General features: G+C 64.5%; 20 protein-coding genes. 5 read left to right on the plus strand and 15 right to left on the minus strand.

Going from position 1 to position 23,427, the window contains the following annotated elements:
• Window positions 1-112 precede the first annotated feature (112 nt).
• Window positions 113-616, plus strand: a complete 504-nt coding sequence (locus ACVWYI_RS05750; RefSeq protein WP_456664481.1) for a cytochrome P460 family protein — start codon at window positions 113-115, stop codon at window positions 614-616.
• Window positions 617-626: 10 nt separating this feature from the next.
• Here ACVWYI_RS05750 and ACVWYI_RS05755 read toward each other — a convergent pair whose 3' ends face one another.
• The 6 genes from ACVWYI_RS05755 to ACVWYI_RS05780 form a co-directional block, all read right to left on the minus strand.
• The gene (locus tag ACVWYI_RS05755; protein WP_456661464.1) at window positions 627-4,136 is read right to left on the minus strand and encodes a PAS domain-containing hybrid sensor histidine kinase/response regulator; all 3,510 of its coding nucleotides are present in this window, start codon (window positions 4,134-4,136) and stop codon (window positions 627-629) included.
• A 273-nt stretch (window positions 4,137-4,409) separates the two neighbouring features.
• Entirely contained in the window at window positions 4,410-5,639 is a 1,230-nt protein-coding gene (hemA, locus tag ACVWYI_RS05760) for a 5-aminolevulinate synthase (RefSeq protein WP_456661465.1), read from the minus strand.
• 200 nt (window positions 5,640-5,839) lie between these two features.
• Complete coding sequence (locus ACVWYI_RS05765; RefSeq protein ID WP_247344308.1) at window positions 5,840-6,901, minus strand: MBL fold metallo-hydrolase; 1,062 nt, start codon at window positions 6,899-6,901, stop codon at window positions 5,840-5,842.
• A gap of 129 nt (window positions 6,902-7,030) precedes the next feature.
• Entirely contained in the window at window positions 7,031-9,190 is a 2,160-nt protein-coding gene (locus ACVWYI_RS05770) for a methyl-accepting chemotaxis protein (protein ID WP_456661466.1), read from the minus strand.
• Window positions 9,191-9,353: 163 nt separating this feature from the next.
• Window positions 9,354-10,079: an outer membrane protein gene (locus ACVWYI_RS05775; protein ID WP_456661467.1), complete on the minus strand. Its 726-nt coding sequence runs from the start codon at window positions 10,077-10,079 to the stop codon at window positions 9,354-9,356.
• Between the two features lie 223 nt (window positions 10,080-10,302).
• A complete protein-coding gene (locus tag ACVWYI_RS05780; protein WP_247344301.1) occupies window positions 10,303-10,623 on the minus strand; it encodes a hypothetical protein in 321 nt (106 codons plus the stop codon).
• Between the two features lie 381 nt (window positions 10,624-11,004).
• Here ACVWYI_RS05780 and ACVWYI_RS05785 point away from each other — a divergent pair, with 381 nt between their 5' ends.
• A complete protein-coding gene (locus ACVWYI_RS05785; RefSeq protein WP_247344298.1) occupies window positions 11,005-11,295 on the plus strand; it encodes a hypothetical protein in 291 nt (96 codons plus the stop codon).
• Between the two features lie 17 nt (window positions 11,296-11,312).
• Here the strand turns inward: ACVWYI_RS05785 and ACVWYI_RS05790 are convergent, their stop codons facing one another.
• The 7 genes from ACVWYI_RS05790 to ACVWYI_RS05820 form a co-directional block, all read right to left on the minus strand.
• Window positions 11,313-12,248, minus strand: a complete 936-nt coding sequence (locus ACVWYI_RS05790; protein ID WP_456661468.1) for an AEC family transporter — start codon at window positions 12,246-12,248, stop codon at window positions 11,313-11,315.
• A gap of 102 nt (window positions 12,249-12,350) precedes the next feature.
• Window positions 12,351-12,560, minus strand: coding sequence for a hypothetical protein (locus ACVWYI_RS05795; protein WP_247344293.1), 210 nt, complete (start codon window positions 12,558-12,560; stop codon window positions 12,351-12,353).
• A complete protein-coding gene (locus ACVWYI_RS05800) occupies window positions 12,557-12,721 on the minus strand; it encodes a hypothetical protein (protein ID WP_247344290.1) in 165 nt (54 codons plus the stop codon). Before ACVWYI_RS05800 ends, ACVWYI_RS05795 begins: the two co-directional genes overlap by 4 nt.
• Window positions 12,722-12,903: 182 nt before the next feature.
• Window positions 12,904-14,523: an ABC transporter ATP-binding protein gene (locus ACVWYI_RS05805; protein WP_456661469.1), complete on the minus strand. Its 1,620-nt coding sequence runs from the start codon at window positions 14,521-14,523 to the stop codon at window positions 12,904-12,906.
• 3 nt (window positions 14,524-14,526) lie between these two features.
• The gene (locus ACVWYI_RS05810; RefSeq protein ID WP_456661470.1) at window positions 14,527-15,366 is read right to left on the minus strand and encodes an ABC transporter permease; all 840 of its coding nucleotides are present in this window, start codon (window positions 15,364-15,366) and stop codon (window positions 14,527-14,529) included.
• On the minus strand, window positions 15,363-16,334 hold the full coding sequence (locus ACVWYI_RS05815; RefSeq protein ID WP_456661471.1) for an ABC transporter permease: 972 nt from the start codon (window positions 16,332-16,334) through the stop codon (window positions 15,363-15,365). Before ACVWYI_RS05815 ends, ACVWYI_RS05810 begins: the two co-directional genes overlap by 4 nt.
• Window positions 16,335-16,527: 193 nt before the next feature.
• Window positions 16,528-18,078, minus strand: a complete 1,551-nt coding sequence (locus ACVWYI_RS05820; protein ID WP_456661472.1) for an ABC transporter substrate-binding protein — start codon at window positions 18,076-18,078, stop codon at window positions 16,528-16,530.
• A 172-nt stretch (window positions 18,079-18,250) separates the two neighbouring features.
• Here ACVWYI_RS05820 and ACVWYI_RS05825 point away from each other — a divergent pair, with 172 nt between their 5' ends.
• Window positions 18,251-18,484, plus strand: a complete 234-nt coding sequence (locus ACVWYI_RS05825) for a hypothetical protein (RefSeq protein ID WP_456661473.1) — start codon at window positions 18,251-18,253, stop codon at window positions 18,482-18,484.
• A gap of 18 nt (window positions 18,485-18,502) precedes the next feature.
• Here ACVWYI_RS05825 and ACVWYI_RS05830 read toward each other — a convergent pair whose 3' ends face one another.
• Window positions 18,503-20,053: a winged helix-turn-helix domain-containing protein gene (locus ACVWYI_RS05830; RefSeq protein ID WP_456661474.1), complete on the minus strand. Its 1,551-nt coding sequence runs from the start codon at window positions 20,051-20,053 to the stop codon at window positions 18,503-18,505.
• 134 nt (window positions 20,054-20,187) lie between these two features.
• Here ACVWYI_RS05830 and mddA point away from each other — a divergent pair, with 134 nt between their 5' ends.
• Together mddA and ACVWYI_RS05840 are read left to right on the plus strand one after the other, a co-directional pair.
• Window positions 20,188-20,973 (plus strand): methanethiol S-methyltransferase, encoded by a 786-nt coding sequence (mddA, locus tag ACVWYI_RS05835; protein WP_456661475.1) that lies wholly within the window; start codon window positions 20,188-20,190, stop codon window positions 20,971-20,973.
• 227 nt (window positions 20,974-21,200) lie between these two features.
• A complete protein-coding gene (locus tag ACVWYI_RS05840) occupies window positions 21,201-21,623 on the plus strand; it encodes a GFA family protein (protein ID WP_247344269.1) in 423 nt (140 codons plus the stop codon).
• 49 nt (window positions 21,624-21,672) lie between these two features.
• Here the strand turns inward: ACVWYI_RS05840 and ACVWYI_RS05845 are convergent, their stop codons facing one another.
• Window positions 21,673-23,232, minus strand: a complete 1,560-nt coding sequence (locus ACVWYI_RS05845; RefSeq protein WP_456661476.1) for a winged helix-turn-helix domain-containing protein — start codon at window positions 23,230-23,232, stop codon at window positions 21,673-21,675.
• Window positions 23,233-23,427: the final 195 nt, after the last annotated feature.

Genomic DNA, 23,427 nt, shown 5'->3' on the forward strand with positions numbered 1-23,427 from the left:
GCTCGACTCCTCGGTCCAGCGCGGCTGGGCCGAGGCCTCACACGTGATCCCAGCTTGATGAAGCGTCATGACGATGAAATCTGAAAAGACCAAATTTCCATCCTACACGACGATGATCGTGCTGGCTGCGCTCCTCCTCGTCGTTGTCCTGACATGCGTGCCGTATCTGGTCACGATCGCTTTCGCGCAGGGCGAGGCCGATGCCTCGCCGATCTTCGGCGTCACTGTCCCGGAAGGCTACAAGCAGTGGCAGCTGATCGCGCCGGCCGAAGAGGCGGCTCCCTTGGACGAGCTGCGTGCCGTCGTCGGCAACAGCACCGCGATCGATGCCTATCAAGGCGGCAAGCTTCCGTTTCCGGACGGCACAATTCTGGTCAAACGCGCCTGGAAGCGGAAGCAATCCCCCGAATTTGCGTCCGCGACGATTCCCGGTGAGGCCACCACCGTCCAGGTGATGGTCAAGGATTCCAGAAAATATGCCTCGACCGGCGGCTGGGGATTTGGTCGCTTCGTCAACGGCAGGCCGGTCGACGAGGCTCAGCATCGCACCTGCTTCGCCTGCCACGAAGCTCGTGTGAAGAGCCGCGACTACGTGTTTACGAGGCTTGCGCCCTGAGAGCGGAGGCTCACTCCGCCGCCACCATCTGCTGCGTGCGCCACTGGCCGAGCAGGGCGCGGAGCGAAGCCGGCTTGACCGGCTTGTTGAGCACCGCGACCTTTTCGTCGCGCGCAGCCATTTGCACGGCGGGGCTGCGGTCGGCGGTGATGAGGATCGCGGGAATGCCGCCGCCGAAGCGGCGGCGGATGTCGCGGATCGCGGCGATGCCGTTGCCGCGGTCGAGATGGTAGTCGACCAGCAGGCCCGTCACGCGGCGGCCGGCAGTTTCGATCGCGGCGATCGCGCCTTCGGGATCGGCGACCGCGATCACTTCGGCGTCCCAGGCCTTCAGCAGCGTGCGCATGCCGTCGAGGATCGCGGCGTCGTTCTCGATGCAGACGATCAGGGTACCCGAGATCGACGTGCGTGCGAGCGGCGTCGCGCTGGTCACGGCCGCGGTGTGGGTGATCGCCTTCGCCGTCGGTACCGTCACGGAAAACACCGAGCCGCCGCCGACATTGGAATCGATGGCGATGCCGTGGTCGAGCACGCGAGCCAAACGTTCGACGATCGACAGGCCAAGGCCGAGGCCGCGGGCGATCCGCGCGCCCTGCTCGAGGCGGTGGAATTCCTTGAAGATCTCGCCGCGCTTGACCGCCGGGATGCCGACGCCGGTGTCGTAGACGCAGATATTGAGCGAGGGGCCTTGGCGGCGGCAGCCGACCAGCACGCGGCCACGCGGTGTGTATTTGATCGCGTTGGAGATCAGGTTCTGAAGCAGGCGCCGCAGCAGCAAGCGGTCCGACTCGACCGGCAGCGAGCAGGGCACGAAGGCGAGCTCCAAATTCTTGGCGCGTGCGATCGGCGCAAACTCGATCTCCAGCGAACGCATCAGATCGGCCATCTTGAAGCTCGAGATCGAGGTCGTCATCGCGCCGGCGTCGAGCCGGGAGATGTCGAGCAGCGCGCCGAGGATCTCCTCGATCGCCTGCAGCGATTCGTCGATGTTCTCGACCAGCCGCGTCTCCTCGCCGCTGTGCTGGCGCTCGACCAGGCTCGTGACATAGAGCCGCGCCGCGTTCAGCGGCTGGAGAATGTCGTGGCTGGCGGCGGCAAGGAACCGCGTCTTGGAGATGCTGGCGTCTTCGGCCGCGCTCTTGGCCTGAGCCAGCTCGGAATTCAGCCGGGTCAGCTCCTCGGTACGGTCGCGCACCCGCTTTTCCAGCGTCGCATTGGCGCGCTCCAGCGCTGCGGCCGCCTCGAAGGTGGGGGTGACGTCGGTGAAGGTGATGACGAAGCCGCCGCCAGGCATGCGGTTGGTCAAAATCTCGATCACCATGTGGCGATCGGGCAGGCGCTCCAGATAAGGCTCGCTGTCGGTGGTGTAAGCTGCGAGCCGGCGTTCCAGCATGGCCTCGCGCTCGACCGGATCGTTCGGCTCGCTCACGCCCATGAATTCGAGGATTTCACGCAACGGGGTGCCGAACTGGATGAAATGCGGGGGAACGTTGAGGAGATCGCCGAACTGTCGGTTGGAACAGATCAATTGCAGATCGGCATCGAACACCGCGATGCCCTGACGCACATGGTTGAGCGCGGTCTGGAGGATCTCGCGATTGAAATGCAGCGCCGCATGGGAATCGTCGAGCAGCTTGAGCGCAGCCTTGGCGGAGACCGTCCGCTTGCGCAGCAGCAGCGACATCACGAGACGCGAGGAGGCCGCGCCGATCGAGGAGGCGATCAGGTGCTCGGCGTGCTGCAGCAGCTCGAAATCGGCGGGTGCCCCGTGCTCCAGCCGCACATTGCGCCGCGCGGTGAATGCCTCGAACGAATGCCGCGCGCGGTCCGGCCCGAGATATTGCGCCACCGTGGTCTGGATGTCCTGCACCGTGACGGTGGTGCGCCAGCGGCGGAAGTTCGGCGAGATCGGCGCCAGCGTATTGGGCACGAACAGATCGGCTTGCACCAGCTCGATCGAAGACGGCCGGCGCGCCAGCGACAGCAGCACATAGGTGAGGATATTGAGCGACAGCGACCAGATGACGCCGTGCATCAGCGGCGGCAGGTCCGCGCCGAACAGCGCCTGCGGCCGCAGCGCCTCGATCCCGAACGGGCCGTGCTGGAGCAGCAGGATGCCCGAAGTCGAGGAATCCATGAAGCTCGGGATGAACAGCGTGTAGAGCCACACCACGAAGCCGACCAGCATGCCGCCGATGGCGCCGCGCGCGGTCGCGCGCCGCCACAGCAGTCCGCCGAAGAAGCTTGGTGCAAGCTGGGCAATGGCGGCAAAAGACAGCAGGCCGATTGCCGCGAGCTGGGTGTTGCCGAGCGCGCGGTAGTAGAAGTAGGCCATCACCATGATGGCGAAGATCGCGAGCCGGCGCGAGCGCAACAGGAAGTCGCTGAAATCGGCGCCGCCGGTGCGTCCTTCCGGCCGTCGTTGCAGCACCAGCGGCATCACGAGGTCGTTCGAGACCATGATGGAGAGCGCGACGCATTCGACGATCACCATCGCGGTCGCCGCCGACAGGCCGCCGACGAAGACGGCGACGCTGAGCAGATTCGCGCCGCCTTCCATCGGCAGCGCCAGCACGTACATGTCAGGATCGGCGGTGCCGAACGGGAAGCTGATGAGGCCGGCGAGCGCGATCGGGATCACGAACAGATTGATGGCGACGAGGTAGAGCGGAAACAACCAGCGCGCGCGGCCGACCTCGGCATCCGAGGAATTTTCCACCACGCTGACGTGGAACTGGCGCGGCAGCAGCATGATCGCGCACAGCGACAGCAGCGTCATGGTCAGGAAGTTGCCGATCGACGGCGAATAGTTGATGGCGCGCACCGCCTCCGGGGTCTTCATGGCGCGCTCGATCAGTTCGTGCGGCGAGAACATCCAGAACGTGACGAAGATGCCGGCGGTGAGGAAGGCGACCAGCTTGATGATGGATTCGGTTGCGACCGCCAGCATCAGGCCGTGCTGATGCTCGGTGGCGTCGGTCTGCCGCGTGCCGAACAGCACCGCGAAGGCCGCCATCGCCAGCGTCACCATCAGCGCCATGTCGCCGACGATGGGGATGTGAGAGAAGGCCTGGTCTTCGCCCAGGATGGTTTCGAGCGAGGAGGCGACCGCCTTGAGCTGGAGCGCGATATAGGGCACCGAGCCGATGATCGCGATCAGCGCGACGGTCGCCGCCACCGCCTGGCTCTTGCCATAGCGCGCGCCGATGAAGTCGGCGATCGAGGTGATGTTGTGGGCTTTCGCGAGCTGGATCACGCGGCGGAGTACGCCGGCTCCGAGCCCGATCATCAGGATCGGGCCGACATAGATCGCGAGGAAGTCGGTGGACGTGCGGGTGGCGAAGCCGACCGAGCCGAAGAAGGTCCAGGAGGTGCAGTAGATCGCCAGCGACAGCGGATAGATCAGCCCGGAGGCGCGGCCGCGCCCGGCCGGCGAGCGGCGGTCGCCATGGCTCGCCACCAGGAACAGAAAGCCGATATAGCCGAAGGCGGCGGCGATCACGCCCCAGTCGTGCAGCATGGCGAGCGTGCTTCTCCCTGGGCGCGCTGGCAGCGCCCGATCTCATTTTCCCCGTAAATCTAGCGCGTTGGGCGGCGGCAGGCGACAGCCAAATGCCGTGCGGGCGCGGGAACTGGGGTTGTCGTTAAGGTGCAAACCCCAACGTCGTCCTGGCGAAAGCCCGGGACGCATAACAGCCGGACATGGTTATGGGCACCCCTATGATGGCCCCAGCGAGCGCAACAATTCACAGTCGGGGTAATGGGTCCAGGCTTTCGCCAGGACGACCCGGAGCTACTCCGCCGCCAGCGACTTCTCGCGCAGCGGCAGACCGAGGCGGTCCCATACCTGCAGCAGGGCTTCGGCGAGCTGATCCACCAGGCCGTCGTCGTGATAGGGCGAGGGCGTGATGCGCAGGCGCTCGGTGCCCTTGGCGACCGTCGGATAGTTGATCGGCTGGATGTAGATGCCGTGCTGTTCGAGCAAGAGGTCGGAAGCCTGCTTGCACTTCTCGGCATCGCCGATGAACAGCGGCACGATGTGGGTGTCGCTCGACATCACCGGCAGGCCGGCGGCGTTGAGGATCGCCTTGACCCGGGCGGCGCGGTCCTGGTGGCGCTCGCGCTCCCAGTTCGACGTCTTCAGATGCTTGATCGCAGCGGTGGCGGCCGAGCAGATCGCCGGCGGCAGCGCGGTGGTGAAGATGAAGCCCGGCGCATAAGAGCGCACGGCGTCGATGATCTGTCCGTTGGCGGCGATGTAACCGCCGAGGCAGCCGAACGCCTTGGCGAGCGTGCCTTCGAGAATGTCGATGCGATGCATCACGCCGTCGCGCTCGGCGATGCCGCCGCCCCGGGGGCCGTACATGCCGACGGCGTGGACTTCGTCGACATAGGTCATCGCGCCGTACTTCTCGGCGAGATCGCAGATTTTTGCGAGCGGGGCGATATCGCCGTCCATCGAATAAAGGCTCTCGCAGGCGATCAGCTTGGGCCGGCTCGGGCCCGCAGCCTTCAATAGCGCTTCGAGATCGGCGAGATCGTTGTGGCGGAACACGACCCGCTCGCAGCCGGACTGGCGGATGCCTTCGATCATCGAGTTGTGGTTGAGCTCGTCCGACAGAATGAGGCAGTTCGGAATGAGCTTCGCGATGGTCGCGATGCCGGTCTGGTTCGAGACGTAGCCGGACGTGAAGAGCAGCGAGGCGTCCTTGCCATGGAGATCGGCGAGCTCGGCCTCGAGCTGCACCAGCGGATGATGCGTGCCGGCGATGTTGCGGGTGCCGCCGGCGCCGGTGCCGACGCGCGTCGCGGTCTCGACCATCGCGCCGATCACCTTCGGGTGCTGGCCCATGCCGAGATAATCGTTGGAGCACCAGATCACGACGTCGCGCTTGCCCTTGGGCGAGTGCCAGAGCGCATGCGGGAACCGGCCGGCGATGCGCTCGAGATCGGCGAACACGCGGTAGCGCCGCTCAGTGTGGAGGCGATCAAGGGCGGAATTGAAAAACTGGCTGTAATCCATCGTCAAACCTGCAACGGAACTGACCAAAGGGCGGCATCTTCTTAGAGCTATTCCAGCTCTAATGTCTATGCGCTATCCCACATTTGGACCTGCGGGGCATTTGGGCAAAATGCCCTATCGTGCGATTTGAAACTTGATCCGATCAAGTTCGCGCGAGATGCAATGTTGCTCTGCACCATCAGTTGAATTGAAGTCAGTGCTCAACTCGTTCTGAATTGAAGCACGCCGTCTTTCGTCTCCGCCGTCAGCCGGCCCTCGACGATCATGTAGTTGACATGGGCGACCAACTCGCCGGCGGCAAAACCCATCTGGTGTTCGTCGAGCACGTGCTTGTTGAACACGACGGGCACCAAGGCGCGCGAGGTCTGTGGCACTTCGCGGCAGGCTTCCGCGATCAGGCGGCAGCGCTCCTCGTGGTGATCGGCCAGCTGCTTGATGCGGGGCTTCAGCCCGTAGAACGGCACGCCATGGCCCGGCAGCACCAGCACATCATAGGGCAGCGTCGTGGTGAGGCTGGCGAGCGAGGCCAGATATTCGCCGAGCGAGTTCTGGTCGGGTTCGACCGCCCACACGCTGACGTTCGGCGAGATTTTGCTCAGCACCTGGTCGGCCGAAAGGAACAACTTGTCGTCGGCGCAATACAGCATCACCTGGTCGAGCGCGTGACCGCCGCCGGTGATCACTTTGAAGCGGCGCGTGCCGATCACGACGTCGTCGCCATGCGAGATGCGGCGGTAGGACGGCGGCAGCACCGAGACACGCTTGAGATAATCCTGGCCGCGGCCGAGCAGTTTTTCGGTGAGCGACTCGTCCATGCCGTGGCGGCGGAAGAACAGCCGTTGCGCCTGCTGGCGCTCCTCCGTGCCGCGGTTCTGGTGATAGACCGATTGCAGATATTCGACCTGCGACATCACCAGCGGGCAGTTGAATCGCTCGACGATCCACCCGGCCAGACCGACATGATCGGGATGGGAATGGGTCACGATCAGGCGCGTGATGTTGACGCCCTTCAGCGGCCCGTCGAACAGCTTGGTCCAGGCCTCGATCGTCTCCTCGTTGCCGAAGCCGGTGTCGACGATGGCATAGCCGTCGCCGTCGGCGAGCAGGTAGATGTTCACGTGGTTGAGGCGGAACGGCAGTTTCAGCCGCGCCCACAATACGCCCGGCTTCACCTCGACGACCTCTTCGGGGCCGGGATGCTGTTCCCATGGATAGCGCAGGGCCTCGGCGGAGGACTGCACGGTGTCGGTTTTTGCGTTCATTCTACCGGCTTAAACCCACTGGCTGCGGCGCGCCAGCCGAAAAAAGCCGCGCGGCGGCCGTCGCATGGCCGTCATACCGCAAGGGGTTTTTCCGTGACCCGGATGGAGCCACGACAGGCCGGCGGCGGCTTACGCCGCCCGTATGTTGTTGAGGAACGCGTCGATCTCTCCGCGCAGCATGTCGGCTTCGCGGCGGAGCGCGTCGGAGGCGCCCAGCACTTCGTTCGCTGCTGCGCCGGCTTCCGCCGAAGCCGTGGAGACGCCGACGATGTTGCTGGAGACCTCGCTGGTGCCGCCGGCCGCATGCTGGATGTTGCGGGCGATCTCGCGGGTCGCCGCGCCCTGCTCCTCGACCGCGGCGGCGATCGTCGTGGTGACGTCGTTGATCTCTCCGATGATCCGGCCGATGCCCTGGATCGCGCCGACTGCCGAGGTGGTGACCTGCTGCATGCTGGCGATCTGGGTGCGGATCTCTTCCGTTGCCTTGGCAGTCTGGCTCGCGAGGCTCTTCACCTCGGAGGCGACCACCGCGAAGCCGCGGCCGGCCTCGCCCGCGCGCGCCGCCTCGATGGTGGCGTTGAGGGCGAGCAGATTGGTCTGCGAGGCGATGGTCTGGATCAAATCGACCACGACGTTGATGCGGCTCGCGCTGTCGGCAAGGCTCTGCACCGTGGCGTCCGTCGAGCCGGCTTCGTCGACGGCCTTCCTGGCGATCTCGGCGGAGGTGATCACCTGCTTGCTGATCTCCTGGATCGAGGACGACAGCTGTTCGGTGCCTGATGACACGGTCTGCACGTTGACCGAGGTTTCCTCCGCGGCCGACGCCACTGCGTTCACCAGCGCGTTGGACTGGTCGGCGGTGTTCGACATGCTCTGCGCGGTCGTCTGCATCGAATTGGCCGACTGCGCGAGATTGTCGAGCGCGGAGCGCACCGTGCCCTCGAACTCGGCGATCTTCGCCTCCATGCGCGCGGCGCGCTCGGCCTTGGCGAGCCGATCCTTGTCCTGCTCGCCGGCGAGGGTCCGGGCTTCGATCATGCTGTCGCGGAACACCTGAAGCGTATCCGTCATCGTGCCGATCTCGTCATTCTGCTTCGCGCGCGCGATCTCGGTGTCGAGATCGCCGGCCGAGAGCAGTTGCATGGCGCGCTGGAGGCCTGTGATCCGGCGCAGGATGTTGCGGCCGACATAGAGCCAGACGAACAACGCCGAGCCGACCAGCATCAGCGCGCCGAGCGCCAGCATCGCGGTCGTCGCCAGCGAGATCTCCTGCCGCGCCTGGAAGGTCGACGCGTTGGTCTCCTTCTGCACGCCCTCGACGAGCTGCTGCACGCTGATGCCGAGGCCGACATTGAGCTTGCGGGTCTCGTCCAGAATGGTCTGGCCGTAGTCGATGGCGTCGAGCTCCTTCTGGCGGATCTTGAACACGCCGGTCTTGCCCTCGCCGAAGGCGAACAGCTTTTGCACGGTGTCGCGCACCGCCTGCATCGAGGTCATGTTCGGCAGGTCCTCGAGGTTCGACTTGACGCGGTCGCGCGTCGCCTTGAACTCCTTCTCGATCGCCTCCAGCGTGTCGCTGTTGTTGGCCGACAGCGCCGCCATCATGTCGGCGGCCATCAGATTCCCGTTCGCGGAGATGGTCGCGACCTGGGAGACGGTGCGGGCGGCTTCGGTGGCATCATCGGCGGAAACTTCCGCCGCGCCGAGAATCGCGTTCAGGCGCGTTTGCGCATCCAGCATGGCAGGACCGGCCGCACCGACGAAGGTGAGCTGCGCCTTGCGCAGCGCTTCATACTGCTTGTCGTGCAGCGCGCCGGTATCGAGCCGCTCGCGCGCGGCCGACACCAGGCTCTGGGTCGCCTCGTCGATGCTCTTGGCGGTGTCGCGCAGTGCGGTCGCGATCTGCTTGTCGGCGCCGAGCTCGATGATCTCGCCAAGCTTGGCCATGGCGAGCTGCTGAATCTCCTGCACCTTCTTGGTGCGTTCGTTCAGCGCCTCGTCGGACGGTGATGCCAGGAGGCCGGGCCCTTGCGCCGCAAGCGTTGCGCTTTGCGATGCGAGTTGAAGGCTCGCGGAGAGGCGCGGAATGTCGCGGCCGCTCAGGTCCATCATGGTGCTGCCGAGATGGTTGAAGACGAAGCCGGCGCCTGCGGCGATCAGGAGGCCCATGCCTGCGATCACTGCGAAGGCCGAGAACAGGCTGCCGCGCACGCCCCATTTCGGCATCTTGAAGCGAGGCTTGAAACGGCCAAGGACAGGGCCAAGAATGCCACCAAGACGGATCGCCATCGAAATTCCCCCACCCATGATCTTATGTTTTCGCCGCGGAGTATCCTTGGAGCGGGTTAAAAATTCGCAAGTTGCTCAATTGGTTGCGCGCGTTCCGCACAGCGAAAAAAGAAGGGCCGGCAACAATGCCGGCCCTTCATCACGATAAGGTCTTGGTAACCGTTCAGTAGCGCGCGACCGCCGAGTTGGCCCAGTTGAAGCGGTAATTGACGCCTGCCTTGATGGTGTGGTCGTCGGTGGTGAAGTTGCCGGAGCCCGCCAGCGGACCTCCGATGAAGTGCGCGTCGCCGAAATTGTAGTACTGGTACTCGGCCTTGGCCGACCAGTTCGGGGCGAACATGTATTCGAGGCCGGCGCCGACGGTGTAGCCGTTGCGGTGATCGCCAGCGATGACGAAGGCGGCCGGCACGCCGCCAACAGTGACCTTCTCGTTGTTGTCGGAGTAAGCGTAGCCGCCCTTCACGTAGAGGAGGCCCGGACCCCAGGTGTAGCCGACGCGGCCGGTGATCGAGCCGAGGCCGCGCTGGTCGTTGGTGTAGGCGACGCCGCCCGGGAACACCGCGCCGACGCTACCGGAGAGCCAGGAATACTGGCCTTCGACACCGACCAGGAAATTCGGGTGGAACTGCCAGTCCGCACCGGCCTGCAAGCCGCCGAGGAAACGGCCGTTACCGTTGTTGCCGGTGGAGAGGCCGTTGAAATTGTTGTCGCTGGAGAATGCGCCACCGAGATGCGCACCGATGTAGAAACCGGTCCAGTTGTAGATCGGCGCGGCATAGGCCGGCGCGGGCGCCTTGTAATAATTGCGGTTACCGAGATCGGCACCGATCGCCGGCGCAGCAGCGCCCACCATGAGCAGCGCAACGGTCGCAAACAGAATCTTCTTCATAGTCCAAACTCCAACACTTTGGTCCCCGGCAGGCGCGCTTTCCGCGCCGTCGTTGGTTTTGCAGATAGCTCGCTTTTGACGAAAATGCTGTCACATGCATGGCACAGCGGCAGCCAACCTAACTTATTGGCCTGTAAATGATTTTCGTGCTTAATGCCGGCTTAAGAAGTGGTGAAGGAAGACTTAATCCAGCGCTGTTCCGGTACCTTGCGCGCGTGTCTCATTAACCAAGACGGCGCCGCGCCTCATCGCGCATCTGTTCGCGGAATGCAGCGCGCTTTGCGGGCCGGTCTTGCTCGCGCACGTCATGGCGATCGAAGACGTCGAACTTCTCCAGAATCGGATGGCGCTCGCTCGCCATCGCGAGCACGCGCAGCACCTTGGTTGCCGATGGTGTCGGGCCGCTCACCTCCCAGCGTCGGATGGTGTCGACGCCGCCCTGCTCCGGCAATCCGCAAAGCCGGGCCATGTCGGCCGCGGTGAGCTTGCGCTCAAGCGCCTCGGAGAGGTCGTTGCGGAGTTGCTTCAGTTCGGGGCCGGTCATGTCACCTCAATGCGCGAAGTCGTTGAGGTCAATGCACTAGCGCTGATTCGGGTCCATCCGAAGGCGAGGCAGTCCGCCCCTGATGTCATCCATGTGACCTCGCCAGCGGGGATCCGGCGTGCAATAGACATTGCACTTCCTCTTCCTCTTCGCGTTCGGCAGCGGTGCTGGCACCGAAATCCGCTAGCAGGCGAATCTTCTGCCGTCCATGCCTGGACTGGAGCGAGCTTGCGCAGGACGTTCGGCATTGATCTGAGCGGAAACGGCAGTCGCGCTCCGGCACCTTCGCCCGCGCACGGAGTTATGAACGGGAGCCTATGGAAATCGTCCATTGAGTGAACAAATGGCACAAGGGGCCGGCAGCGTATGAAGGGATCAGCCATGACAAGCATCAAACCCGCCCTTGCGGCACTCGTCGCGATCGGGCTGCTTGCCGCGCCGCTTGCGGCTGAAGCCAAAAAGCACCGGTCGAGCCGATCTTACAGTACCGGCGTGGTGGCTCCGACCTATGGGAGCGCCGGATCGCCGGCGGCACAGCCCAGGACCTATGGGTCGACCGGGCAGTCGGTCGGGACGGTCACGGCGCCGTCAATCGGCACGTATAATACGCCATCGGTCGGCGTCACCAACACGGTCCCGACCTGGAACAACACCAACCCGCCCCTCAGATAGGGAACGTCCAATACCGGTCACCGTGTGCCGGTCGCGAGGCCAGAGAGAAGATAGAGCGCGACCAGCAATGTCGCGACCGACAGCATCGTTGTGACCGAGACCGTGGCAGCGACCAGCTTTTCCTCGACCTTGTGTTCGTGCGCCAGCACATACACGGTCTTCGCCGTCGGTACTGCCGCGCAGATGACGGCGGCGACCGTGTCGAGCGGGCTGAGGCTCAAAACCACACAGAGTCCGTAGACGATCAGCGGCATCACCACCAGTTTCACGGCGGCGAGCGCGAACGATGCCTTCAGGTTCGACCGCAGTCCCTCGACCGACAGACCTAGTCCGATGGCAAACAGCGCGCAGGGCGTGAGCGCGGCGGCAATCATGTTCAGATAGGCGACGGCCGGCGCTGGAATTGGCAGGCCGGTGATCGCCCATGCGAGACCAATGAGGGTCGACAGGACCATCGGATTGAGCAGGATTTGCTTCACCAGTCCGGCGGAATGTGCCGGGCCGCGCGCGTCCCTCTCCAGCAGGACGACGGTGAGCGGAAACATCACGCCGGCCACGAACACCGTCGCCACCGCTGCGGGCAGGACGGCGGGCTGGCCGTAGATCGCGTGCAGGATCGGCAGGGCCACGAAGCCGGTATTGGTCATCGCCGCGGCCATGCCATGGATGGTGCTGCTGGCGAGATCGCGCTTGCCACCCGTGCGGACCACCAGGAACACCAGCGCAAAGCAGATCAGGGACCCGCCGCCGAACGCGAGCAGGAAGCGCCATTCCAGCAGATTGCGTGCCGGCTCCTGGGCGATCGTCACGATCAGTAGCGCCGGCATCGCGACGTTGTAGGCGAAATGCACCAGGGCATCGGCAAGCGAGCGGGAGAGATAGCCGAGCTCTCCGGCGAGCCAGCCGGTGACGATGATCGCGAAAACAGGAAGAACGAGGCTGGCGACCTCCATCCGGCTTCCCCTTGGCCAGGCAGATAAATGCCATCCTAGCTTGGAGATGCGCCGCCGTCACGGTTCAACCGGACCGCGGAGTTCGATCTGGTCCCTGCGATCTCAGGCGCCTCTGCGGCCCTGTTGGCCGATCACGCAGCGCCATCCGGCGAGGCGCTCGGCCGGATGCTGGTTCATCCATTCGGCGAGCTGCGGTGCGCCCATCAGGCAGGACTGCATCGAGACCTCGGCGAAATCGGACGTGGTGACGGTTTGCTCATGACAATTCGCCGGAGAGGCGAGGTTGCAGAGCACGGCGATGATCTTGATCACGCGAAATTGCCTCCGTCGCTGCGACGCGCAGTACCTCCGCTCGACTGGTCGCTGACCGGATCAGCCGGCGGGAAGATGCTGTCGTAGATCGCGCGCGCTTCCCGAATGAGGCGCTCTCGCTCGCGCTCCGATTTCGAGACAAACTGAATGACTTCGCCCATGATCGCTCCAAAACTTGGTCGGTACGTCATCATTAGATGACGTGTGTCATGTCATGCATGTAGGACGCCGCTTGCCGCTTTGAAGCCGGAGCAACGCTGATGGAGCAATAACAAGCGCGTGACTGCCCTGTTCCTAGGACGATCCGGCCGAGTATCGGCGCCAGAGCGGAATACCGCTCGTCTCACGCCGCCGGCGTGCGCTCCTTGCGTCCCGGTACCGCGGCCAGCAGCTCGCGCGTATAGGCATGCTCGGGCGCGGCGAACAGCTGCGCGGTCGGTTTCAACTCGACGATGGCGCCGCGCTGCATCACCGCGATCCGGTCACAGATTTGGGCTGCGACGCGCAGATCGTGGGTGATGAACAGCATCGAGAGGCCGAGGCGTGCCTTGAGGTCTTCGAGCAACTTCAAGACCTGCGCCTGCACGGAGACGTCGAGCGCGGAGACGGCTTCGTCGGCGACGATGATCTCAGGCTCGAGCGCGAGCGCGCGCGCAATGCCGATGCGCTGGCGCTGGCCGCCGGAGAATTCATGCGGATAGCGCTCGAGCGCGCCGGCATCGAGGCCGACCATCCTGAGCAGATCGCGGGCGCGGTCGAATGCCACTTTCGGATCGGTGCCCGCCGCGATAGGACCGTCGGCGATGATGTGACCGACCTTGCGGCGCGGATTGAGCGAGGCGAACGGATCCTGAAAGATCATCTGGATGCGATGTCGCTCGGCGCGCAGCGCTTTGCCCGAGAGTGAGGTGAGATCGGTCTCGCCGATCCGCACCGTGCCGCGGTCGGCTTCGATCAGCCGCATCACGAGCCGCGCCACCGACGATTTGCCGGAGCCAGATTCGCCGACGAGACCGAGCGTCTCGCCCTTGAGGATGTTGAAATTGACCGCGCGCGCGGCATCGACGCGGCAGTCTTCGCGAAACCAGCCGCCCGAGGTGACGTAAGTCTTGTCCAATCCGATCACCTCGACGGCCCTGGCCTGATCGTCCCGCGGCGCGCGCGCCGGCGGATCCATCGACGGCACCGCGGCGAGCAGCGCCTTGGTGTAGTCGTGCTGCGGCGCGTTGAAGACGGTTGCAGCGGGACCCTCCTCCACGACCTTGCCGTGGCGGAGCACCACGACCTGATCGGCGATGTCGGAGACCACGCCGAAATCATGGGTGATGAACATCACCGCCATGTTGCGGTTGCGCTGGAGGTTGCGGATCAGCTTCAGGATCTGTGCCTGCGTCGTGACGTCGAGCGCCGTGGTCGGCTCGTCTGCGACCAGCACCGCCGGTTCGAGCGCCAGCGCCATCGCGATCATGGCGCGCTGGCGCTGGCCGCCGGAGAGCTGGTGCGGATAGGCGCGCACGATGCGCTCGGGGTCGGGCAGGCCGACCTCCCGCGCCAGCGCCAGTGCCCTTGCGCGCCGCTCCCTCGGCGTGAGCAGGCCGTGTGCCTCGAACATCTCCGCCATCTGGTCGCCGATCCGCATCAACGGGTTGAGCGCGGTCATCGGCTCCTGAAAAATCATCGCAAGCCGGCGGCCGCGCAGGTCGCGCCAACCGTCATCGTCGAGCTTGAGCAGGTCGCGGCCTTCGAACCGGATCTCGCCGGCGGTGACAGCGACTGTATCAGGCAACAGGCCCATCAGCGCATGCGCGCACATCGATTTGCCGGAGCCGGACTCGCCGACGACGCAGACGATCTTGCCGGGCCGCAGGTCGAGCGAAACGCCGTCGACGGCGAAGGGACGCTCGGCGCCCTTGGGCAGCGCGATCCGCAGATTCTTGATGGAGACCGCGGGCGGTGCGGTCATCTCTTAGCGTCCCTCCCGCGACAGGCGGGGATTGAGCGCGTCGTTGAGGCCTTCGCCGATCAAATTGAGGCCGAGCACCGAGATCAGGATCGCGATGCCGGGAAACACGGTGATCCACCAGGCCTGGCGGATCACGGTGCGGCCGGCACCGACCATGTAGCCCCAGGAGATCAGATTGGGATCGCCAAGGCCGAGGAACGACAGCGAGGATTCCAGGAGGATCGCGGTCGCCACCATCAGCGAGGCCAGCACAATCACCGGCGACAGCGTGTTCGGCAGGATTTCGCGCAGGATGATCCAGGTGTTGCTCTGGCCAGTCACCACGGCGGCCTGGACGTACTCCCGCGTGCGCAGCGACAGCACCTCGCCGCGGACGAGACGCGCGACCGGCGGCCAGCTCACCAATGCGATCGAGGCGACGATCGAATAGATCGAGGGCTGCAGGATCGCGACCAGCACGATCGCGAGCGCAAAGCTCGGAATGGTCTGGAAGAATTCGGTGAAGCGCATCAAGGCGTCGTCGACCTTGCCGCCGAAATAGCCGGCCATGGCGCCGATCGGCAGGCCGACGACCAGAGCCACCAGTGTGGAGACAAGGCCCACAAGCAGCGAGACGCGAGCGCCAAAGATCATGCCGGCGAACACGTCGCGGCCGAGCGCGTCGGTGCCGAGCGGCACGGTCGAGAGCGTGAACGGCGGCAGGAACGGCCGCTGCACCATGCGCCAGGGCGAGTTCGGGAACAGCATCGGACCGAACACCGCGAGTGCGATCGCAAGAAGCAGGATGATGAGCCCGATGACGCCGCTCGGGCTCCTCAGCATCGATTTCCAGAACTGTTTCATGCGGTGAATTCGATGCGCGGGTCGACCAGGCGATAGACCAGGTCGGTGATGAGATTGAATGTCAGGACCATGGCGGAGCAGATCACGAAGACACCAAGCAGTAGATTGTAGTCCCGCTGCAGCAGGGCGTCGTACATCAGCCGTCCGATGCCCGGCCAGGCGAACACGGTCTCGGTGATGACGGCGCCGCCGATCAGCGTGCCGGAATGGACGCCGGCGAGCGTCACGACGGGCAGCAGCGCGTTGCGGAGCACGTGGCGGCGCTGGATCACGGCATCGGACAGGCCTTTCGCACGCGCGGTCTTGACGAAGTCGAGCCGCTTCACCTCCAGCATCGAGGCGCGCGTCATGCGGGTGTAGGTCGCCATGAAGAACAGGCCGAGCGTCATCGCCGGCATGATCAGGTGCCTTGCGACATCGACCACATGGGCAAGACCGGTGAAATTGGCGCCGACCGTCTCGTAGCCGAAGCTCGGCAGCCAATCGACGGCGACCGAGAACAACAGGATGCCCATTAGCGCCACCCAGAAAAGCGGCATGGCGTAGAAGATCAGCGCGAAGATCGTGATGGCGGTGTCGAGCCACGTCCCCGCGAAGCGCGCCGCGAAGGCGCCGAACAGGATGCCGAGCATCAGCGAGATCGCGAACGCGGTCAGCGTCAGCAACAGCGTCGCCGGCAGCCGCTCCAGGATCAGCTTCGACACTGGTGCCTGCTGGCGGAAGGAGAAGCCGAGGTCGAGCGTCACGACGCCCTTGACGTAGACGAAGAGCTGCTCGGGCAGCGGCTTGTCGAGGCCGAACTTCTGCCTGAGCTGCTGGACGAAGATCTGGTCACTTGCACCGGCCTCGCCCGCCATCACGACCGCGGGGTCGCCGGGCGCAAGCCGGATCAGGAAGAAATTGAGGACGACGATCGCGAGCAGGACGATCACGCCCTTCAGGGCACGCTGAGCGATGAAGGAGAGCATTGTTAGATGGCGATCAGATCAGGTTGAACGCAGCGGCAACAGCGGTGCGCCCCCTCTCCCGCTCGCGGGAGAGGGAGAGGGTATTTCCGCAGAGGGATTGCCAAGTGGAGAGAACCCTCACCCGCTACGCTCTTCGAGCGTAGCGACCTCTCCCGCAAGCGGGAGAGGTAAGGGGAGTTCGGAGCGCGTCTCCTCACTTGTCGAGCCACGCGTCCTTGAAGCCATCATTGACCCCGACGCCCGTGGTGATCAGGTTCTTGACCTTGCAGCGCATGATGGTCGGGAATTGCAGCTCGAGCATCCAGGCCACCGGCACGTCCTCGACCAGGATCTTCTGCGCCTTCTCGTAGATCTCCTTGCGCTTGGAGTCGGGCGTCGCCACCGCGCCGTCGGCGAACAGCTTGTCGATTTCCGGGTTGGAGTAGCCCTCGACGTTGTTGAACACCTGGCCCTTGGCGATGGCGCTGGAGACGTAGTTGCGGCCGACGCCGAGTGCAGGATCGCCGTATTGGTAGAGATAGGTGAAGGCGATGTCGTAGTCCCAGTCGCCGATCTTCTGGTTGCCGCCGGCAACGTCGGTGGCGATAGTCTCGATGTTCATGCCGACGTCCTGAAGGTTCTGCTTCACGGCTTCACCCCAGCGCTGCCAGGTCTCGCCATAGGCGAGCGGCAGAAGGCGGATCTTCTCGCCCTTGTAGCCGGCTTCCTTCAGCAGCGCCTTGGCCTTGGCGGGATCGTAGGGGTACTTCGGCACGTCGTCGGTGTAATATTTGATGGTCGAGGCCGATGGGCCGGTCGCAACCTTGCCGAGCCCGTTCCAGATCACGTCCTTGGCGAACTCGCGGTCGATCGCATACATAATCGCCTGCCGCACCCGCTTGTCCGCGAGCGGACCCTGGCGGTTGTTGAGCCACAGCCAGGCCAGCGGCGAGAAGAACTCCCAGCCGGCGCCGGTGACGCAGGTGTCCTTCAGCTTGGAGAGACGGGGCACGTCGAAATTCTCGACCGAGCCGCCGGGCAGTACGTCGACCTTGCCGGTCTCGTACGCCACGGAGCGCGCCGCGGCATCGGGAATGATCTGCCAGTAGATATCGTCGAGATAGGGTTTGCCCTTCTCGTAATAGTTCGGGTTCTTGACCAGGCGGATGAAAGAGCCCTTCTGCCATTCCTTGAACATGAAGGGGCCGGTGCCGACAGGGGCGTTGTTGTAGGGATTGGTCTTCCAGTCGGTGCCTTCATAGAGATGCTTCGGTACCATCGGCATCGAGCCGACCTCGAAGATGCCGAGGAACGGACCGAACGGCTGCTTCAGTGTGAACACCACCGTGGTGTCGTCGGGTGCCTCGACCTTGTCGACCTGCGCGAGGTTGTTGCGGGCGCGCGCATGAGTCTGCTTCAGCATCTCGACCGAGAACAGCACGTCGGCGGCGGTGAAGGGCTTGCCGTCATGCCAGGTCACGCCCTTCCTCAGCTTGAAGGTGTAGGTTTTTGCGTCTTCGCTGACGCTCCAGCTCTCGGCGAGCTCCGGCTGCGGTTCGAGCTTGGGGCTGTAGCGAAGCAGGCCTTCGAAAATGTTGCCCGCCACCATCTGCACCGGGCCGTTCTGGACCATCGCCATCATCAGGCCGGGCGGCTCGGGCTGGATCACGACATTGATCGCGCCCCCTGTTTTCGGCTCTTGCGCCAGCGCCGGGGCCGTGAGGCCGCAGGCCAGGAGGAGTCCAAGCAACACTCGTTTCGACATGTCGTATCTTTCTCAAGCGAGACCAGCCGCGAACGCTTCGCACGTCGTGGCGCGCTAAGCTGCGGCCGGCCCATCCCAGTCCCCATCCGCTATCGAGGCTCACATAGTCCCATTCGGCGCCGCAAGATGAAAGTCTCGACAGTGTTCGCACAAAAAATGTACAGCGCGTCCCGTGATGGCCTTTGGCGGCCAAGCCGGCGCCGCAGCGCCGCCCGATCCGGGCGGGACCCGGCTGGTCGAGGACGGCCGCGCCCGCATCCGGCTCGAGCGCTGCGGGCCGTCGCGCGAGCGCATCTGCGCCTCAGGCCAGGGCCAGACCTTCACCAAAATGCCCGAGGCGCTCCCGGGCCACGAGATTGCGCGGCTCTCGACGTCGTCGTCCATCTGCGCCGGAAGCCCGACGTAGACCCGGCATGCGGATCGTCTAACGCAAGCCCGCTCGCCGGAATCCCTCCATATAGTGCTCGCGATCGGCCTCGTTGGCCCACGGCAATTGCGTCGCGATCCAATGCAGCGAGATGCCGGGCTGGGTGCGGCGGAGCTCGCTCAGCGCCATCTCCGCAAGCACGCCGTCGCCGGTCATGCCGGCAGAAACCGCGAGCACGCGGTAGGCGCCGGTGAGGTCGCCGCGGTGGCGGATCGCCTCGCGCGCGAGCGCGATGGCCTCGCCATAGCGCCGCTCCGTGAAGCGGGCATAGCCGGCGATGCCGTGATAGATCGCCAGGGACGGATCACGCGGCGAGAGCCGCATTGCCCTCTGCGCTGCCTCGAACGATTCCTTCGGCCGCCCGGCATAGGACAGCGCCAGCGCGTAATAGCTCTGCGCCAGCGAGAAGTTCGGATTGAGCGCGAGCGCCTGCTCGAACTCGGGCAGTGCGTCCGCAAGTCTTCGTGTCGAGAAGCAGACACTGCCGAGCGCGGCATGCGCCCAGGCATCCTCATGGTCGCAGCGCACCGCGGCGAGCGCGGCGGCCTCCGCCGCCGGCGCCACCACGGCAAGCTCGGTCCAGCCGAGATGCACGCCGAACATGTGGTTCGCCGCGAGCACCGACAGCGCCTGGCCGTAGTTCGGGTCGATCTCGACCGCACGCTCCAGCAGCGTCCGCGCGGTCTCGTGATCCCGCCGCGTCACGCGCCAGTAATGCGACAGCGCCCGCATCAGCAGGTCCCAGGCGTCCAGGCTCGCAGGGGGCTTGCGATGGGCGCGAAAACTTTCCGCTGCATGAATCTGCGGCTCGATCGCCGCGGCGATCGCGTTGGTGATCTCGTCTTGCACGGCGAACACATCGACCAGCTCGCGATCGTAGCGCTCGGCCCAGAGATGGCTGCCGGTTGTGGCGTCGTTGAGCTGCGCGGTGATGCGCACCCGGTTGTCCGCCTTGCGCACGCTGCCTTCGACGATGTAGCGGACGCCGAGCTCCTGGGCGATCTGCCGGATGTGGACCGCGCGTCCCTTGTAGGTGAAGGACGAGTTGCGGGCGATCACCAGGAACCAGCGTTGCTTCGACAACGCGGTGAGGATGTCCTCGCTGATCCCGTCGCCGAAATAGTCCTGTGCGGGATCGCCGCTCATGTTCTCGAAAGCGAGCACTGCAATCGCCGGACGCTCCGTCTGGGCACGCGGCAGGGCAGCGACGGGCTCAGCGGACGGCGGGGCGAATGCCAATTCTTCCCGGACTTCGCCGACGAAACGAAAGCCCTTGCGCGGAATGGTCTTGATCAGCCGCTGGCTCGCACCGTCGTCACCGAGCGCCTTGCGCGCGGCGTTGATCCGGCTGTTCAGGGCGGAGTCCGAAATGATCCGATCGCTCCAGATCTGGCTGATCAGGTCATCCTTGCTGACCACACGGGTGCGCTGCGCCACCAGATAGAGCAGGAGATCGAACACCTGCGGCTGCAACGGAACGGCGGCTCCGCTGCAGGTCAGTTCCCGCAGGTCGCCGTCGAGCAGGTTGTTTTCAAAGCGAAATCGCACGTTTCTGTCGTCTCAAGCAAAAATCAAAGTCGTCTCAGGCGAAAATCAACCGTCCGCAAAAGTCTTCGGCACTCCGATGCGGCATGGTGCAGCGACCAATGAAGTGCCGGCGTTTTGGCACAACGGAGCTGTTTATGACCCAAATTGATCATCAGGTTCATCCCGTCGGCCCGGTTGCGGGCTCACGCATTTTCAGGTTCATCGCCTTTCTGTACGGAATTGCGGCGTATCTCGTTTTTTTTGTCACCATTCTCTACGCCATCGGCTTCGTCATGGGGCTGGTGGTGCCGAAGACTATCGACACCGGGACCGACACGCCCGCGGCCGAGGCCGTCATCATCAATCTGCTCCTGATGGCCCTGTTTGCGGTCCAGCACAGCGTGATGGCGCGGCAGCAATTCAAGGCATGGTGGACGCAGTACGTCCCCAAGCCGGTCGAGCGCAGCACCTATGTGCTGTTTGCGAGCCTGTCATTGCTCCTCCTGTTCTGGCAGTGGCGTCCGCTGCCCACGGTCATATGGGACGTCGCGAACCCGGATCTTGCTGTGACGATCGTCACGCTGTCGCTGGCGGGCTGGGTCCTGGTGTTCACCTCGACCTTCATCATCAATCACTTCGAGTTGTTCGGATTGCATCAGGTGACCAATCATCTCGTCGGCAGGGAGGCGTCGCCGGCGCGCTTCAAGACGCCGCTGCTCTACAAGTTCGTTCGCCATCCGATCTATCTCGGCTTCATCATCGCGTTCTGGGCGGCGCCGGTCATGACCTCGGGCCATCTGCTGTTCGCCGCCGTGACCACGCTCTACATCTTCGTCGGCATTGCGCTGGAGGAGCACGACCTCGTCGATCTCTTCGGCGACGAGTATCGGCAGTACAAACAACGTGTGTCGATGCTTATTCCCTGGCGCAAGTCACTATAGTTGGCGCGCATTTCCGCCGCGTCGGCCGAACGGAGGATGCGCGGCGGCGCCGAGGCGCGTAACGGAGCTTGCCGACCCGGCCTTCAACGTTTCTCGGGGTGAATCCCCCCGACCCCGACGCTATCAGTGCGAGCAAAGCTCGTCGCGGCCCCGCATCCGTTCTGCCGAGTTACCGGCAAACAGGAGCGGGGAGAGGAATTTAAACCTTCATCAACGGAGACGACCAAATGAAACATGTCGGAAGCTGCTTCTGCGGCGCGGTCACAATCGAGGTCACGGACGCGCCGGAGGCGATGGGTTATTGCCATTGCCGCTCCTGCCGCTCGTGGTCGGGCGGACCGGTGAACGCCTTCAGCCTGTGGAAGCCCGAAGCCGTGCGCATCACCGAAGGCGCACAGAACGTCGAGACCTTTACCAAGACACCGCTCAGCCAGCGCAAATATTGCCGGAAGTGCGGCGGCCATCTCATGACCAACCATCCGCCGCTCGGCCTGGTCGATGTCTTCACCGCCACCATCCCTACGCTGGCATTCGCGCCCGGCGTTCACGTCAATTACGCCGAGACAGTGCTGCCAATGCGCGACGGCCTGCCCAAGCTGAAGGATTTTCCGGCCGAGTTCGGCGGCAGCGGCGAGATGATGCAGGAGTAGCGGTGCCCTTCTCCTCTCCTCTCCTCGCGAGCGGGAGAGGAGAGGTTAGCTACCTCATCCCTGCGCGCCGCAATCCCTCGAGGTAATGCTCGCGATCCTCTTCCCGCAGCATCGGCAGCTCGCGCGTGACCCAGGCGAGCGAGATGCCGGGTTGGGCGCGGCGCAGGCCTTCCAGTGCGGAAGCCGCGAGCGCGGGATCCCCTGACATTCCGGCGGCGGCCGTCAGCACGCGATGCGCGCCGACGAAATCGGCGCGCTGCCGCATCGATTCGCGCGCCATCTGCGTGGCGCCTTCGTAGTCGTGGCCGATGAAACGGGCATAGGCGGCAACGCCGCAATAGATCGCCGCGAGCGGATCGCGCGGGCTGAGCCGCAGCGCGCGGCGCGCGGCGGCATCGCCGTCCTGCCATCGTCCCGCGTAGCACAGCGTCACGCCGTGGAAGGCGTGCGCCATCGCAAAGTTCGGATTGAGCTCCAGCGTCAGCTCGAATTCCGCCAGCGCGTCGTCGAAACGGCGGCGGAATAGATAAGTATAAGCGAGGCCGTGATGGGCCCAGGCATCCTCACGATCGGCCTCCACCGCCGCGAGCGCCGCGCGCTCGGCGACCGGCACGGTCGCGGCCATGCCGGCCCAGCCCATATGCGCGCCGAAGATGTGGCTGGTCGCGAGCAGGCCGAGCGCCTTGCCATAGGCGGGATCGAGCGCGACGGCCTTTTCGAGCAGTTCTTGCGAGGCGGCATTGTCCTCGCGGGTGATGCGCCAGTAATGCGACAAGGCGCGCATCACGAGGTCCCAGGCATCCAGGCTTCCCGGCGGCTTCTGCTGGGCGCGAAAACTTTCGGCGGTATAGAGCTGCGGCTCGATCGCGGCGACGATCGCCTCGGTGATCTCGTCCTGCACGGCGAAGATGTCGGCAAGCTCGCGGTCGTACCGTTCGGCCCAGAGATGGCTGCCGGTCGAGACGTCGTTGAGCTGCGCGGAGATACGCACGCGATCGCCGCTCCGCCGCACGCTGCCTTCCAGCACGTAGCGCACGCCGAGATCTCGCGCGACCTCGTGCATGTGGACGGCGCGCCCCTTGTAGACGAAGGAGGAGTTGCGCGCGACGACGAAGAACCAGCGCAGCTTCGACAGCGCTGTGATGATGTCCTCGCTGATCCCGTCGGAGAAATAATCCTGCTCGCGGTCGCCGCTCATGTTGGTGAAGGGCAGCACCGCGATCGCCGGCCGGTCCGGTAGTGCGAGCGGGGCCTGCAAAACCTTCGCGCCGAAACCGGGTTCCGGAGCGGTCGCCCCACGCTTGGTCTCGACATCGCCGACGAAACGAAAACCCTTGCGTGAGATGGTACGGATCAGTGCCTGGCTCGCGCCGCTGTCGCCGACCGCCTTGCGTGCCGCATTGATCCGGCTGGTCAGAGTGGATTCGGAGACGCTGCGCCCGTGCCAGATCTTGTCGATAAGCTCGTCCTTGCTGACCACCCGGTCGCGGTTCTCCATGAGGTGGACGACGAGATCGAAGACCTGCGGCTCCACGGCAACTGGAACCTGCTCGCGGCTCAGTTCGCGCAAGTCGGTATCGAGCAGATGATCCCGGAACAGAAACTGCACGTCGAAGGCTCAGACCTTACAATGACATCGGCAATAATAAAATCAAAACGGATTTCGACTGAAGTCTGTGAGTCCGCCGAGGGGCCTGCCCGGTTCACCACGATCGCGTGATGGCTGCCATGCGGTTTATGAGGAGGAATGCAACTTCAACGAGAATGTGGCGATTGAAGCCGGATGGTCGCGACCGGATGCACC

The organism is Bradyrhizobium sp. LB13.1 (assembly GCF_054056815.1).

Excerpts from the sequence above, each read along its gene's own strand:
- ACVWYI_RS05820 (WP_456661472.1), bottom strand. The coding sequence starts at position 18,078 with ATGTCGAAACGAGTGTTGCTTGGACTCCTCCTGGCCTGCGGCCTCACG.
- ACVWYI_RS05750 (WP_456664481.1), top strand. The coding sequence starts at position 113 with ATGATCGTGCTGGCTGCGCTCCTCCTCGTCGTTGTCCTGACATGCGTG.
- ACVWYI_RS05785 (WP_247344298.1), top strand. The coding sequence starts at position 11,005 with ATGACAAGCATCAAACCCGCCCTTGCGGCACTCGTCGCGATCGGGCTG.
- ACVWYI_RS05815 (WP_456661471.1), bottom strand. The coding sequence starts at position 16,334 with ATGCTCTCCTTCATCGCTCAGCGTGCCCTGAAGGGCGTGATCGTCCTG.
- ACVWYI_RS05770 (WP_456661466.1), bottom strand. The coding sequence starts at position 9,190 with ATGGCGATCCGTCTTGGTGGCATTCTTGGCCCTGTCCTTGGCCGTTTC.
- ACVWYI_RS05780 (WP_247344301.1), bottom strand. The coding sequence starts at position 10,623 with ATGACCGGCCCCGAACTGAAGCAACTCCGCAACGACCTCTCCGAGGCG.
- ACVWYI_RS05755 (WP_456661464.1), bottom strand. The coding sequence starts at position 4,136 with ATGCTGCACGACTGGGGCGTGATCGCCGCCGCCTTCGGCTATATCGGC.
- mddA (WP_456661475.1), top strand. The coding sequence starts at position 20,188 with ATGACCCAAATTGATCATCAGGTTCATCCCGTCGGCCCGGTTGCGGGC.
- hemA (WP_456661465.1), bottom strand. The coding sequence starts at position 5,639 with ATGGATTACAGCCAGTTTTTCAATTCCGCCCTTGATCGCCTCCACACT.
- ACVWYI_RS05790 (WP_456661468.1), bottom strand. The coding sequence starts at position 12,248 with ATGGAGGTCGCCAGCCTCGTTCTTCCTGTTTTCGCGATCATCGTCACC.
- ACVWYI_RS05840 (WP_247344269.1), top strand. The coding sequence starts at position 21,201 with ATGAAACATGTCGGAAGCTGCTTCTGCGGCGCGGTCACAATCGAGGTC.
- ACVWYI_RS05775 (WP_456661467.1), bottom strand. The coding sequence starts at position 10,079 with ATGAAGAAGATTCTGTTTGCGACCGTTGCGCTGCTCATGGTGGGCGCT.
- ACVWYI_RS05765 (WP_247344308.1), bottom strand. The coding sequence starts at position 6,901 with ATGAACGCAAAAACCGACACCGTGCAGTCCTCCGCCGAGGCCCTGCGC.
- ACVWYI_RS05805 (WP_456661469.1), bottom strand. The coding sequence starts at position 14,523 with ATGACCGCACCGCCCGCGGTCTCCATCAAGAATCTGCGGATCGCGCTG.
- ACVWYI_RS05800 (WP_247344290.1), bottom strand. The coding sequence starts at position 12,721 with ATGGGCGAAGTCATTCAGTTTGTCTCGAAATCGGAGCGCGAGCGAGAG.
- ACVWYI_RS05810 (WP_456661470.1), bottom strand. The coding sequence starts at position 15,366 with ATGAAACAGTTCTGGAAATCGATGCTGAGGAGCCCGAGCGGCGTCATC.